Origin of the sequence: uncultured Abyssibacter sp., assembly GCF_964000955.1 — a bacterium.
Classification (GTDB): Bacteria; Pseudomonadota; Gammaproteobacteria; order Nevskiales; family OUC007; genus Abyssibacter.
In genome coordinates this window covers 1-13,372 of record NZ_CAXFCL010000145.1, presented here as the reverse complement: position 1 = coordinate 13,372, position 13,372 = coordinate 1, and the positions used below count along the sequence as shown (strand labels likewise).

Here is a 13,372-nt window from a genome sequence, read left to right as displayed (position 1 = left end):
CGGCACCCGCGCCTCCAGGCCCCAGGCCATGGTCATGTTGTCCACGCGCTTGACCGGGTCGTCGACCAGCATGATCTGCGTGTCCATGCGCAGCGTCTGGTCGATCGGCCGCGTCGCCCCGGTACGGGCGAAATGCGCCTCGACGAAGGCGCGGCTGTAGTCCTCGCCCAGCCACTGCGGGTTCAGCGCTTTCGCCATACCGGCCTGGTCACGGTCGAAGAACACCTTGGCGTAGTCACCCACCGGGTCGGTGGACTCCAGCATCGGCGGGTACCAGTGGTAGCCGGCGAACACCTCGTCCGCACCCTGCCCGCTCTGTACGACCTTGACGTGCTTCGAGACGGCCTGCGACAGCAGATAAAAACCCACCACGTCATGACTCACCATCGGCTCGGACATCGCCGCGACGGCGTTCGGCAGCTCGCGCAGCATGCGTTCGGATTCGATGAACAGCTTGTGGTGATCGGTATTGAAGCGATCGGCCACGATCTTCGAGTACTTGAACTCGTCGCCTTCCATGTCGCCAACGCTCTCGAAGCCCACCGAGAACGTCTGCAACCCGGTCTGCCCGGCCTCGTGCAGCAAGCCGACGATCAGACTGGAGTCCAGCCCGCCGGACAGCAGCACGCCCACCGGCACGTCAGCCACCAGACGCCGATCCACGGCCTGGCGCAGGCTGGCATGCACGCGGTCCTTCCAGTCGTCGAAGGTCAGACCCTGGTCAGCATCCGGCGTGCCGAAATACGGCCGCCAGTACTCGTTGAGCTCGCGGCGACCATCCGGATGGATGCGCATGGTGTGCGCCGGCGGCAGCTTGCGCACCTGCTTGAGCATGGTGTGCGGCGCCGGCACTACCGCATGAAAACTCATGTAGTGATGCAGCGCGACCGGATCGAGATCGCTGCTGATGCCGCCGCCCGCCACCAGCGCCGGCAACGAGGACGCGAAGCGCAGACCGCCATCCACCTCGGCGTAGTAGAGCGGCTTGATGCCCAGGCGATCGCGGGCCACGAACACCTCGCCGGTGTCGCGCGAGACGATGACCACCGCGAACATGCCGTTCAGTCGCTGGACAAACTCCGGCCCCCAGGCGTGGTAGGCCTTGAGCAGCACCTCGGTGTCACCCTGCGAGAAGAAGCGGTAGCCCTTGGCTTCCAGCTCCGCGCGCAGTTCGCGAAAGTTGTAGATGGCGCCGTTGTAGACACCTGCCAGACCCAGCGCCGAATCGACCATGGGCTGCTGGCTGGCGTCGGACAGATCGATGATCTTCAGGCGGCGATGACCCAGCGCGACCGCGCCCTGGGACCAGACACCACCCGAGTCGGGACCGCGAGGCTCCATGGCATCCGCCATGGCGCGAATCGCGCCCAGATCCGGCTGCCGGTGATCGAAACGAATCTCACCGCACAGTCCGCACATAGAGGCTCCTTGAGCGTCGGTGATGCAGGCATCACCTATCTGAAGTGGCCTCCAATCATAGCCAAGGAGCGCGATTCGATCAAAATCAGGGCATTGATTTTAAAGCACTTTTAGAGCGAATTCGGCTCGATGCTGGCGAGGATTCCGGCATCCAGATCCGGATAATTCGGTTCAAATCCAAGACCTTCGCGCAATCTTCGGATATCCAGCCGACGTGACTCGCGTATGAATGACGCGGCCTGCGCACCGAGACGCTGTTCCGCATCCGCCAGCGGAATTTGCGGCGGCTCGGGCAGCCCCAGATGGCGGGCGCAGCGCAGAAAGTAGTCGGTCATGGTCGTTGGCGTCCCGTCGCTGACGTTGTAGACGGGCTCCACGGCATCAGCCGTCAGCGTTACCCAGACCACACGCGCCAGATCCTCGACATGAATCCGGTTGCTCCAGGGCGCCTCATCGGGGCGTATGACCGGCAGACCCCGCCGCAGGCGCTGCGCCGGCAGCCGGCCCGGACCATAAATGCCCGGCACCCGCAGGCGCACCAGTTCGGTATCACCCGCCCCGGCCCATGCCAGCAACCGGTTCTCGGCGTCCACGCGCCGCTGCGCCCGCGGCGTGATCGGACGCGGCGGGGCGGCCTCGTCCACCCAGTCGCCGCCGCAGTCGCCGTAAACACCAGAGGTGCTGATGTAGACCAGCCGCGCGGGCTGCGGCAATGCATCGAGTACACGTGCAATGCGGGCATCCTCAATGCCCTGCTTGGGCGGCGGCGCGGTGATCACGACGGCGTCGACTGCGGGCAGCGACAAGCTTTCGCCATCAAGGTCCTGCTGCAACGGCTCCACACCCTCCGCCCGCAACCGGGCCGCGGAATCCGCCGTCCGGACCAGACCGGCGCAGGAGCGCCCGGCCGCCAGCGCCATCCGGGCCACGCGCAAGCCCGTGTCGCCGCAGCCGATGACCAGCACGCTCATCGGGCCGCGTTCCCGTCGACGGTGTTTGGCGGCACCGCCACGCCGTCCGGTACCATCGCCAGCCCACTTGCGCGGATTATGTTGTGCCGCATCAGGTTTCCATCGACAACAGTGATATCGAGTTTACCGTCGAGGACGGGGAATCGGTCCTGGACGCCGCCCTGCGCCTGGGACTGCCCGTGCCCTACGGCTGCAAGACCGGTGGTTGCGGAGCCTGCCGCGCCCGCATCGTCAGTGGTGACATCCATCACCAACACAACCCGCGCGCGCTGTCCGATTCCGAGCGCCAGGCGGGCCTGGCGCTACTGTGCCAGGCGCACCCGGAAAGCGATCTGCACATCGACGTGCAGTTGCTCGCCCGCGACGGGCGCCATCAGGTGCGCAGCGTACCGGCCCGGGTCGACCTCAAGGAGCGGCTGTCGCATGACGTCGTACGCCTGGTGCTGCAACTGCCCAAGGCGCGCCGCTTCGACTACCTGCCCGGCCAGTATGTCGACATCCTGCTGCGCGACGGGCGCCGTCGCAGTTTTTCCATTGCCTGCCCGCCCAACGCCGACAACCGCATCGAGATGCAGCTTCGGCATGTGCCCGGCGGCAGCTTCGTCAGCTACGTGGTCAACGAGATGCCCGATTGCTCCGTGCTGCGCATTCAGGGGCCGCTGGGCGGGTTCTACCTGCGCGACGCACCGGAGCGGCCGGCCATCTTCATCGCCGGCGGCACCGGGTTCGCCCCGGTGCGCGCGATGCTGATGGAAGCGCTGGCCCGCGGTGAAACCAAACCGCTGCATCTGTACTGGGGCGCCCGTGCGCGGCGCGACCTGTACGACCAGGAACTCGCGCAGTCCTGGGCGGATCAATACCCGAACGTCCACTACACGCCGGTGCTGTCCGAACCCGATGAGGCCGACCACTGGCAGGGTGCCACCGGCTTCGTCCATGAGCAGGTGATCCGGGATTTTCCCGATTGTTCGGACTGCGATGTGTATCTAAGCGGACCGCCGGTGCTGGTCGAATCGGCCAAGCGGGATCTGGCCGCCTGCGGCCTGCGCCCCGAACGCACGTTCTATGACGCGTTCGAATACGCCTTCGTGACCTGGCCCGACGACGAAAGCCGACCAGCGAACGGTTAACATCACAGCCTTCGACCGGTGATCCAACCGGTCCCGACAGGAAGTCCTTCGCATGCGCCACGCCCTGTTCTCCGCCTACCTCCGAATGACGGTCGGCAAGCCGATTGTTGCCGGACTCATCGTCCTGGCCCTGTTCGGCGGCGCGCTGTTCTTCGCCCAGGACTTCCGGCTGGACGCCTCCTCCGACTCACTGGTGCTGGAGAACGATCAGGATCTCGCTTATTACCGCGACGTCACCGATCGCTACGGTTCGCAGGAATTCGTCGTGATTACCTATACCCCCGACGGAGATCTGCTGGCGGAGGACACGCTGGATCGGCTGGAGGCGCTGAGGCAGGACCTGCTTGGCGTCGACGTCATCGAATCGGTGACGACGATCCTCGATGTGCCGCTGATCCAGAGCCCGCCGATGACCCTGACCGAAGTGTCCAAGCACACGCGCACACTGCGCGATCCGGGCACCGATATCGACATGGCACGGACCGAGTTCACGACCAGCCCGCTGTACAAGGAGCTGCTGGTCAGCGCCGACGGCCGGACCACGGCGGTCCAGGCCACGCTGAACCGGGTGCCGGAACTGGAGCGGCTGCTGAACGAGCGCAATGCGCTGCGGCTGGAGGAACGGGACGGCGAACTGAGCGCCGAGCAGGCCGCACGCCTGGAAGAGGTCTCCGAGCAGTACGCGGCGTTGTCGGCGCAGCGCCAGGACGACATCGCCGCCGCGATCACGGAGATTCGCGGCATCATGGATGGCTACCGCGACCACGCGGAATTGTTCCTCGGCGGTGTGCCGATGATCGCCTCCGACATGATCGATTTCGTCCGCTCGGACATCGAGATCTTCAGCGTGATCGTCGGCCTGCTGCTGATCATTCTGCTGGGCCTGGCGTTCCGGCGAGTGCGCTGGGTGGTGCTGCCAACGACGATCTGCGCGGTGACCGTGCTGACCACCGTCGGGCTGCTCGGGTTCATGGACTGGCCGGTCACCGTCGTCTCGTCGAACTTCACGGCGCTGACCCTGATCATCACGCTGTCGCTCACCGTGCATCTGGTGGTGCGCCACATGGAGCTGCATGCGGAGCATCCCGACGCCAAGCAGAGCTGGCTGGTCGCCGAAACCCTGCGCAGCAAGTTCGCGCCGTCGGCCTTCACCGCGGCGACCACGATGGTGTCATTCGGCTCGCTGATCATCGCCGACATCCGACCCGTGATCGACTTCGGCCTGATGATGGTCTGTGGTGTCGCGGTCGCGTTCCTGATCAATTTCCTGCTGTACCCGGCGGCCCTGACACCGCTCAAGAGCGGCTCGCCGTCGATGAGTGACAGGGATATCACCGCCCGCATCACCGCCAGCCTGGCCGACGTGATCCACCGTGGTGGCTGGTTGATGCTGGCGCTCTACGCGGTGCTGCTGGCCGCGGCGATCGCGGGCATCCTCCGGCTCGGGGTGGAGAACCGCTTCATCGACTATTTCAAGCCGTCCACCGAGATCTACCAGGGGATGGTGAAAATCGACAAGACGCTGGGCGGCACGACACCACTGGATATCGTCATCGACGCGCCTCAGGACTTTCTGGAGGAACAGGCCGCGTTCGAGGCGGAGTTCGGTGACGAACTCGGGAGCGGCGGCCTGTCGGCGGACAGCTACTGGTACAACAGCTACGAACTCGAGACGGTCCAGGCGATTCACGACTACCTGGACGATCTTCCCGAGACCGGCAAGGTACTGTCGCTGGCCACGACCATGGACATGATGACCCAGCTCAACGGCGGCGAGCCGTTGTCGAATTTCATCCTGTCGATCATGTACAACCGGCTGCCCGAGGACATCAAGTCCATCCTCATCGACCCCTACATGTCCGATGACGGCAACCAGATCCATTTCTCGATCCGGGTCATCGACTCGGATCACAACCTGCGGCGTGATGCGCTGCTCAAGAAGATCCGCACTGATCTGATCGAGCAATTCGACCTGGAACCGGAACAAGTCCACCTGTCCGGTCTGCTGGTGCTGTACAACAACGTGCTGCAGAGCCTGTTCGATTCGCAGATCAAGACCATGGGCACGGTGTTCCTGGTCATCGCGGCCATGCTGGCCCTGCTGTTCCGGTCGATCCCGCTGGCCCTGATTGGCGTCGTGCCTACGCTGTTCGCCGCCGCCAGCATTCTGGGGCTCATGGGCTGGCTGGGCATTCCGCTGGACATCATGACCATCACCATCGCGGCGATCACCATCGGAATCGGCGTGGATGACACCATCCACTACACCCATCGCTTCCTGGAAGAGCTCAAGGCCGACGGGCCGGAGCGCGGTGATTACTGGCCGGCAATCCGGCGCACCCACGCATCGGTGGGCCGCGCGCTGTACTACACCTCGGTGACGATCACCGTCGGCTTCTCGATTCTGGGGCTGTCGAACTTCGTGCCGATCATTTACTTCGGCCTGTTCACCGGTCTGGCCATGGTGCTAGCGCTCATCGCCAACCTGACCCTGCTGCCGATGCTGTTCGTGCTGTTCAAGCCGGTGCGCGTACACGACTAGCCCCGGACCAGCGCGCGCCCCGCGGCACTGGCCGCGCTGTCGGTCAATCGCCTGACGACGGGGTCCGCGTGACGATCAGTCGCGCGTCGGCCAGCGCCGCCGTGCGATGCACGGTGGCGGCCTGATAGTCGGCGTCACCGATCATCGACAGGAAGGCGCTCAGGCTGGGATAACGCACCAGCAGCATCTCGTCCCAGTCTTCGCCATCGGGGCCGATGAAGCGGCCGAGCACGTCCGCCATCAGGACCGGTTCGCCACCCACGGCGCGAACATGCGCCAGCGCCAGTTTCGAATAGCGGGCATAGGCATCCCGACCGGAGCAAGGCTCGGTGTCATCCGGATAGCGCGCCTGCTCGCGAAACCGCAACAGGTTGAGCATGGTGACCGGCGTGTCGGCGCCAACAGTACTGGCGATGCGTTTGAGGTCCGCCCCGGTGGGGTCAATGGTTGCTGTCGTCATGCAATCTGCTCCAACGCAAAACGCCACCCGGAGGTGGCGCTGGCGAACTGTTCCGGCCGATCAGTCGTGATCGTGGCCGTGATGGGTGATGGGCTTGTCGGTGAACAGATAGTCCTTGAGCTCATCGTCCATCTTCGGATCACGCCGACGAATCCACTCCAGTGTCATCGCCGCGTGCTCCTTCTCCTCGTCGCGGTTGTGCTCGAGGATCGCCTTGAGTTCCGGGTCCTTGCAGGCCGCGACGCGCTGGTTGTACCAGTCCACGGCCTCCAGCTCTTCCATCAGCGACTCGATCGCGCGATGCATGTCACGCACCTCGTCGCTCAATTCCTCATACGGTTCGTGATAGCCCTCGTGGGACATCCTTTGCTCCTTCGTCAGTTCGTTCGATCACAGCCGGCGCCATCCTAGCGCGCCGCGCGCGCCTCAACTCTCCAGCGCCAGTTCCAGCCCCTCCCGGTACAGACCCCGGGCCCGGTCGGATTCCTTGGTTTCCTCCGCCAGCCGCGCCAGCGCGAACAAGGTATCGGGCGATTTGCGCTTGGTCAGACTCGCTTCCAGGTAGCTGCGCGCACGCCCCCACAGACGGGCCCGCAGGCACAGCCGCCCGGCCACCAGCAGCAACTCCGGACGCTCGTCGTACTGGCGCAGCCACTGCTCGACGACGGCAAGCTGGCTGACGTCGTCGCTGGCGCGCATCTCGCCGAACAGCAGGACCAGTTCAGCGTCCCATTCGGCCTTGAGCGCCTGCGTGATCAAGGCGATCGCCTCGCCATCGGCACCGCAGCGCGCCAACTGCCGGATATAGCCGCGACGCACGGTCGCGTCACCACGGAACCGCTTGCTGACGGTCTCCCAGGCGCCATGCACGCTGTCCAGACGTCGGTGTTCGCCGGCGGATTCCAGCAACCGCAGGTAGCAGGTCTGCATCAGCATCTGCCAGCGTTCGTCGGGAATCACCGACTCGCGTTCGATCTGCTCCAGCAGCAGGCGCAGCGGCTCCCAGTCCTCCGACTGCTCGTAGACATCGACCAGCCGGCGCAGCACACCCGGGTGATGCGGATGCAGATCCCGCAGGCGCACCAGCGTCGCCAGCGACTCGGCATGCCGGCCTCGCCGGGTTTGCAGGTCGGCCTGCTTCATCAGCACCGACAGCTCGGCGTCCGGTCGCGTTGCGTAGGCGAGTTCCAGATAGCGGTCGCGCCGGTCAAACGCGCCGATCGCATCCGCCGCCTCGGCGGCGCCGAGGTAATTGAGCAATGCGTAGTCGTGGTGCGCGGCATGGCGGACCAGATCCACCTCGGCATCCTTCGGACGCCCCTGGGTCAGCCGCAGCATGCCGCGCAGATAAGAGGTGCGCGCGCGCTCCATGCGCCGCTGCCGGAATGATTGGCGGATGGCGCCCGGCGCACGTATACCGCCGCGCAGCGCGCGCCAGGCGAACATCAGCAGCAGCCCACCGCCGAGGGCCACGACGATCAGCGTCACCACCGAGGTCTCGACGATGTAGGCGCCGAGATTGATCAGGACATAGCCACTGTCGCCCAGCAGGTAGACGCCCGCCGCGGCGGCCGCCGCGAACACCAGCACCAATAGCAGGATTCGCATCATGACGAGCGCCGGCGCTCCGTCACCGCACGCACGGCTTCCAGGCTCGCGGAGATGTCCGGAAGACTGGTCCGCACGCGCCCACCGGCCAGCGCGTCGAGCTGTTCGATGGCCGTCGTCACGCCACGGTCCTCGGCATCGAAGTACCGCTCGGTCCAGGCTCGGGCCTCGTTGATGGCGTCACGGAAATTCGCGCCATCGGACTGCAACACGGCAAGCCTCGCGGTCTCGAGCTGCAGGATCAGGTTCTGCTTGAGGAAGTAGGCCTGCTCGGGTGGCAGCAGCGGATGCACCGCCTCCTCCGTGCGGTGGATGACGAACATCTTGTTCGCGATTTCCCGAAGCTTCTGCCACGCACGGCGACCGGCATCGGCCACCGGGCCCTCGACCGGTGGGCGGCCGTCTCCGGGCTGGAAGGCCTCGGGCACGTTGCGCTCCACCGGCAGCCCCGGCACCTGACGGATCAGGCTGCTGATGCGCAGCGCGATGGACTGACGGTCAACCCGCGGCGCGTTGCGGACCGCGGCAATCTCGCTGGCGATCAGATTGCGCGCATCGAACAGCGCCGGATCGTTCATCGCGGCGGCACGTTCCTCCGCCAGCACCAGCGCCGCCTGCGCGGCATCCAGATCACGCGACAGTTGCAGGCGCTCGTTGGCGATCAGCAGCAGGTGTTCCAGCTCGTTGAGCTGCCAAAGGCGGCGCCCGCCCTCGACACGCGTGGTCAGCGACGCGATAGCCGACTCCATCGTGTCGGTCCGCTCGCCGAGGTCATCCAGCATCTGCTCGCGTTGTCGCAAGCCCTGGCGGAAGTCGCCCTGCCCCGCCTCCAGCGAGGCCAGACGTTCGCCATGGCGCTCGAGATCACGGGACTGGTCGGCGACGCGCTCGCGCATACTGTCCACACGCACGCCGGAGCGCTCCATGTAAGGCAACCCGAACTGCCAGGCAAGCGCGGCGGCGAAGCCGAGGATCACCAGGTTCAGCAGGGTGATGACCAGAGCCGTCCAGGCGATCGGGCGGCCGGTCCTGACCGGTGGTGGCAGGTGTTCGCCCGGCGAATACGGGACCAACTCCGAGCCTTGGCGTTTCGGGCTGTCTGCGTCAGCGGCGCTGTCAGTCATCGTCTCTCGCACGTTGGTTGGGCTGGGGCACCCAGTGCGCACGCAAGGCATTCAGCACGGCCGCGTCGCCGAACGGAGCCGCCAGCCAGGCCGGTGCGTTGGATCCCAGGGTGCGAATGTGTTTTATCACACGCTCGCTCGGCGCGACCACCGGATACCGCAGCAGCGTCGCGCCAATCAGGGGGTCGGCATCGACCAACGCGCTGTAGGTTTGCGCGCTGGACGCGACCACGGCGTTCGCCCAGTGGACAACAGCGGTCAGCGCCTGTCGCAATCCGGGATGCGCCCGACGCCGATACAGCGGGATGTCGATCAGGCGTCCCGAACGGCCAAGCGCGTCGCGCAGGGTCTGCCGGCCGCCCTCACCGGTCAGCAGCAACACCGTCGCCGCATGACGGATCGCGGGCTCCGCGATCAGGCCTTCGCTGTCGTGTCGGGCGGGTGCGACGGCCCGGACGCCGTGACCGGCCAGCGCGGCCACCGTCGCCGCCCCCACGCCGAAGACCTGCTCCGGCAGCGCTGGCGGGCTGTCGCCCAGCGCGAACCACCGGTCAACGGCGTTGACGCTGGTGAAGATGGCGACATCCGCCACGCCAGCCTCCCGATGCCGTCGCCGCACGTCATCAGCCGTCGCGGTCGGCACGATGTCCAGCGCCGGTACACAGCGTGCCTCACCCCCGAGCGCCTCGATCTTTCGCCGGAGTGGATCAGCCCGCTCGGGCGCGCGCGGAATCAGCAGCCGTAGTCCGCGCAGCGGGGACGTTTCCGGGCTGGCGTTCACGCGTCGGACCGGAGCAACTCCAGGATGCGATCGGCGCCCTTGGCGCGCAGCCCGGCAGCCGCCTGCCGACCCAGAGACTCAGGGTCTGACGCAGGGCCGCGGCCATGCCAGCGAGCATGCAGGCTGCCGTCCGGCAGGCCGATGAAGGCCTGCAACGCCAGCTCCGTATCGTCCAGCTGTGCGTGACCCGCCAGCGGCAGCGTGCAATCGCCGCCCAGCGCCAGGCTGAGCGCACGTTCGGCGCGCACGCAGGTCGCAGTGTCGTCATGATTCAACGGCGCTAGCCATTGAGCGGTCTGCTCATCACCGGCTCGATACTCGATGCCCACGGCGCCCTGCCCCGCGGCCGGCAGCATGTCCATCGGGTCGATTCTCGCGGCGATCCGGTCCGCCAGCCCGAGTCGGTCGAGGCCTGCGGCCGCCAGGATCAACGCGTCAAAGCGCCCCTCGTCCAGCCGGCCCAGGCGGGTGCCGACGTTGCCGCGCACCGGACCGATCCGCAGGTCCGGACGACGCGCCGACAGCTGCGCCTGGCGTCGCTGGCTGGCGGTACCGACCCGCGCGCCCTCGGGCAAATCCTCGACCCGCGCAGCTCGAGCGGAAACCAGCGCGTCACGGACATCCGCCCGCTCCAGAATCGGCCCCAGCGCGAAGCCGTCGGGCAAGGTGACCGGCACATCCTTCATCGAATGCACGGCCAGATCCGCGCGCCCATCGAGCAGCGCCTGTTCCAGTTCCTTGATGAACAGCCCCTTGCCGCCGAACGCGGCCAGTGGCTGGTCCAGGCGACGATCACCCTCGGTGGTGAGTTTGAGCAGTTCCACCGACAACCCTGGGTGCTCGACGAGCAGGCGGTCGCGGACATGTTCGGCCTGCCACAGGGCGAGCGGGCTCTGCCGGGTTGCGATGACGAGCTTCATGGGCGTTCGACGGACAGGCGGGGAGGCGGAGCATACCGCTTAGCCACCGGCCGGGCAGCCGCCTCAGGCGTCGTCGAGATGATCCAGCGCGCCGTCGCCGCCTTCGTCGGAAAGCACGCGACGAACCTCGGCCAGCCGGCGCCGGCTGACCGGCAGCGGTTCCGGACAATGCTGCAACCGCACCCAGTGGTGCCCCTCACGCGAGCGTTCCAGCCCGGTGATGTAGCGCTTGGCGACCAGGGCCTTGCGATGGATGCGCACGAACAGCGGCGCGAAATCATCCTCGAGCTGCCGCAGTGATTCCTCGATCAGCACCTCGCCGTGCAGGTGGTACACGGTGACGTACTTCTGATCGGCCAGAAAATAGAGAATGTCCCGGGACGGCACGCGAACCAGGCCAGAGCGGGTGGAGGCAACGATGTGCGCGCGCGCAGGCTCGGCGTGTTGCGACCAGGCCGTCTCCAGCTGCGCGCGGCTGGGTCGGCGCGCCCGCTGCAGCGCATCACGCAGCTTTTCCGCGCGGATCGGCTTGAGCAGGTAGGCCACGGCGCTGGATTCGAACGCCGACAGCGCATGCTCGGCGAATGCGGTGGTGAAGATGATGGCTGGAGGCGTCGGTTCCTCGGCGAGCTTGCGAGCAACCTGAAGGCCGTCGACCTCGCCCATGCGCACATCGAGCAGCACGACATCGGGCTCGGTCTGCTTGATCACCTCAAGCGCCTTGCGGCCATTCTCGGCCTCGCCGACGATCTCCCAGCCCGGGAAATCCGATACAAGCTGTTTGACCCGCTCGCGGGCGAGAGCTTCGTCGTCGACGATCACCAGCCTCATGCAACCCCCTGCCGCACCTCGTTGACGACCGGAAGTCGCATCTCAACGCGGAAATGGTCGTTTTCACGTTCGCTCAGCAGGCTGGCGCGCCCGTCATAAGCAATCCGCAACCGTTCGGTCAGATTCGTCAGCGCCAGCCGAGAACCCTGACTCGGAACCGGCACCTCCGGCACCGGGTTCACGACGGTCAGGGATAAATAGTCCACTCCCAGACCGTGTTTTTGCAACTCTGCCGAAATCCGCACGGTTCCGCCCTCGTCTCGATGCATGATGCCGTGATGTACGGCGTTTTCCACCAGCGGCTGCAGCGACAACACCGGCACCGGCACGCTGAGCGCCTCATCGGGCACGTCCCATTCAACATGCATCCGATCACCGACGCGCACCTGCTCGATATTCAGATAGGAACGCGCGGTATCCATTTCCTCGCCAAGCGGCACCAGGCGATGTCGTTTCTCCAGACTGACACGAAACAGGTCGGACAGGTCATCGACCATGGACTCGGCCAGTCGGGGATCCTTGCGGATCAGCGCCGACAGGGTATTCAGCGTGTTGAACAGGAAATGGGGCCGGATGCGCGCCTGCAGCGCGAGATAGCGCGATTCGGCCTGCGCCTGGATTTCCATGCGCCACTGGTGCTGCACCCAGAAATAGCGCAGCACGAACGCAACGATGATCGCCGCCACTCCCAGACTGCCGACGACGAAGCTCCAGCGACCGCGAATCTCCAGCATGGACGACCAGCCCAGCACCCGGATCAGCATCCACGACAGCTCGGCCAGCAGCGCGGTCACGCCCAGCAGCAGCACGTAGCTGGTAAACAGCACGAACCAGGTCGGCATGCGCGACAGCCAGGAACGTGCCTGGCATAGCACCGCTGCGCCGCAGAGCCCGTTCCATTGCAGGTAAAGGGACAGCAACGCGAAGCGCTCCCAGAAGAACGCGCCGACCGGCTGGGTGACGAACATCACCAGCACCGCGACAAGCTGGGTGATCAGCGCCACCGACAACAGCACCGGACCGGAACAGAAGTCCGGCAGCAGTTCCGGCGCGCGTTGCGTCGCAAGGTTGGCCATACCCGCAGTCTTGGCGGAGGACGGGAAACGGTCAAGCTATACTGCGCCGCCCCGCACAGCTTGCAGCGCCGTTACATCATGAGTGCAGACAAACCCTGGGCCGGACGCTTTACCCAGGCCACCGATCCGCGCGTCGAGATTTTCACCGAATCGGTGAGCTTCGATCAGCGCCTCGCGCCCTACGACATTCGCGGGTCCATCGCGCACGCCACCATGCTCGGCCGCTGCGGCATCCTCCAGGCCGAGGAGGTCGAGACCATTGTCAACGGCCTGGGAGAAATCGCGCAGCAGATCGAGCGCGGCGAATTTCACTGGGACACGGCGCTGGAAGACGTGCACATGAACATCGAGCGCCGCCTGACCGAGCAGGTGGGCGATGTCGGCAAGAAGCTGCACACCGCGCGCTCGCGCAACGACCAGGTCGCCACCGACCTGCGCCTGTTCCTGCGCGACGCCATCGACGAGACCGGTGCCGCGCTGGACCGGCTGGCGGACACCCTGCTGGACCTG

The 13,372-nt window shown here is 66.0% G+C and carries 13 protein-coding genes; 3 read left to right on the top strand and 10 right to left on the bottom strand.

All coding sequences use genetic code 11. The annotated features are described in order from the left end of the window. Both ABNS06_RS07050 and ABNS06_RS07045 read right to left on the bottom strand, forming a co-directional pair. Positions 1–1,419, bottom strand: a 1,419-nt coding sequence (locus ABNS06_RS07050; protein WP_348673486.1) for an N-acetylglutaminylglutamine amidotransferase, incomplete at its 3' end; no start/stop codon positions are given. Between the two features lie 110 nt (positions 1,420–1,529). Further along, entirely contained in the window at positions 1,530–2,390 is an 861-nt protein-coding gene (locus ABNS06_RS07045) for an SDR family oxidoreductase (RefSeq protein WP_348673485.1), read from the bottom strand. An 83-nt stretch (positions 2,391–2,473) separates the two neighbouring features. Between ABNS06_RS07045 and ABNS06_RS07040 the strand changes: the two genes are divergently transcribed. Both ABNS06_RS07040 and ABNS06_RS07035 read left to right on the top strand, forming a co-directional pair. Continuing rightward, positions 2,474–3,520 carry a CDP-6-deoxy-delta-3,4-glucoseen reductase gene (locus tag ABNS06_RS07040; RefSeq protein WP_348673484.1) on the top strand — a complete coding sequence of 349 codons (1,047 nt, stop codon included), beginning with the start codon at positions 2,474–2,476 and terminating at the stop codon, positions 3,518–3,520. Positions 3,521–3,572: 52 nt separating this feature from the next. Beyond that, positions 3,573–6,062: an MMPL family transporter gene (locus tag ABNS06_RS07035; RefSeq protein WP_348673483.1), complete on the top strand. Its 2,490-nt coding sequence runs from the start codon at positions 3,573–3,575 to the stop codon at positions 6,060–6,062. Between the two features lie 43 nt (positions 6,063–6,105). Here ABNS06_RS07035 and ABNS06_RS07030 read toward each other — a convergent pair whose 3' ends face one another. From ABNS06_RS07030 to ABNS06_RS06995, 8 genes are all read right to left on the bottom strand, one after another. Further along, positions 6,106–6,522, bottom strand: coding sequence for a DUF1330 domain-containing protein (locus ABNS06_RS07030; RefSeq protein ID WP_348673481.1), 417 nt, complete (start codon positions 6,520–6,522; stop codon positions 6,106–6,108). Positions 6,523–6,582: 60 nt separating this feature from the next. Further along, the gene (locus ABNS06_RS07025; RefSeq protein ID WP_348673480.1) at positions 6,583–6,885 is read right to left on the bottom strand and encodes a ferritin-like domain-containing protein; all 303 of its coding nucleotides are present in this window, start codon (positions 6,883–6,885) and stop codon (positions 6,583–6,585) included. A gap of 63 nt (positions 6,886–6,948) precedes the next feature. Then, positions 6,949–8,133, bottom strand: a complete 1,185-nt coding sequence (locus ABNS06_RS07020; protein ID WP_348673479.1) for a heme biosynthesis HemY N-terminal domain-containing protein — start codon at positions 8,131–8,133, stop codon at positions 6,949–6,951. Beyond that, complete coding sequence (locus ABNS06_RS07015) at positions 8,130–9,254, bottom strand: uroporphyrinogen-III C-methyltransferase (RefSeq protein ID WP_348673477.1); 1,125 nt, start codon at positions 9,252–9,254, stop codon at positions 8,130–8,132. The genes ABNS06_RS07020 and ABNS06_RS07015 overlap by 4 nt, the downstream gene beginning before the upstream one ends. Beyond that, positions 9,247–10,035, bottom strand: a complete 789-nt coding sequence (locus ABNS06_RS07010) for a uroporphyrinogen-III synthase (protein ID WP_348673476.1) — start codon at positions 10,033–10,035, stop codon at positions 9,247–9,249. The genes ABNS06_RS07015 and ABNS06_RS07010 overlap by 8 nt, the downstream gene beginning before the upstream one ends. Beyond that, positions 10,032–10,955, bottom strand: coding sequence for a hydroxymethylbilane synthase (gene hemC, locus ABNS06_RS07005; protein ID WP_348673474.1), 924 nt, complete (start codon positions 10,953–10,955; stop codon positions 10,032–10,034). The genes ABNS06_RS07010 and hemC overlap by 4 nt, the downstream gene beginning before the upstream one ends. Before the next feature lie 63 nt (positions 10,956–11,018). Beyond that, on the bottom strand, positions 11,019–11,786 hold the full coding sequence (locus ABNS06_RS07000; RefSeq protein WP_348673472.1) for a LytTR family DNA-binding domain-containing protein: 768 nt from the start codon (positions 11,784–11,786) through the stop codon (positions 11,019–11,021). Continuing rightward, positions 11,783–12,862, bottom strand: coding sequence for a histidine kinase (locus ABNS06_RS06995; protein ID WP_348673469.1), 1,080 nt, complete (start codon positions 12,860–12,862; stop codon positions 11,783–11,785). Before ABNS06_RS06995 ends, ABNS06_RS07000 begins: the two co-directional genes overlap by 4 nt. A 78-nt stretch (positions 12,863–12,940) precedes the next feature. On the opposite strand from ABNS06_RS06995, the gene ABNS06_RS06990 reads away from it, so the two are divergent. After that, positions 12,941–13,372 (top strand): lyase family protein (locus tag ABNS06_RS06990; RefSeq protein WP_348673468.1); only part of this gene is annotated, 432 nt, incomplete at its 3' end.

Bases quoted from the DNA above. Each gene is read 5' to 3' on its own strand.
- ABNS06_RS07045 (WP_348673485.1), bottom strand. From the start codon at position 2,390: ATGAGCGTGCTGGTCATCGGCTGCGGCGACACGGGCTTGCGCGTGGCC.
- ABNS06_RS07035 (WP_348673483.1), top strand. From the start codon at position 3,573: ATGCGCCACGCCCTGTTCTCCGCCTACCTCCGAATGACGGTCGGCAAG.
- ABNS06_RS07030 (WP_348673481.1), bottom strand. From the start codon at position 6,522: ATGACGACAGCAACCATTGACCCCACCGGGGCGGACCTCAAACGCATC.
- ABNS06_RS07025 (WP_348673480.1), bottom strand. From the start codon at position 6,885: ATGTCCCACGAGGGCTATCACGAACCGTATGAGGAATTGAGCGACGAG.
- ABNS06_RS07020 (WP_348673479.1), bottom strand. From the start codon at position 8,133: ATGATGCGAATCCTGCTATTGGTGCTGGTGTTCGCGGCGGCCGCCGCG.
- ABNS06_RS07015 (WP_348673477.1), bottom strand. From the start codon at position 9,254: ATGACTGACAGCGCCGCTGACGCAGACAGCCCGAAACGCCAAGGCTCG.
- hemC (WP_348673474.1), bottom strand. From the start codon at position 10,955: ATGAAGCTCGTCATCGCAACCCGGCAGAGCCCGCTCGCCCTGTGGCAG.
- ABNS06_RS07000 (WP_348673472.1), bottom strand. From the start codon at position 11,786: ATGAGGCTGGTGATCGTCGACGACGAAGCTCTCGCCCGCGAGCGGGTC.
- ABNS06_RS06995 (WP_348673469.1), bottom strand. From the start codon at position 12,862: ATGGCCAACCTTGCGACGCAACGCGCGCCGGAACTGCTGCCGGACTTC.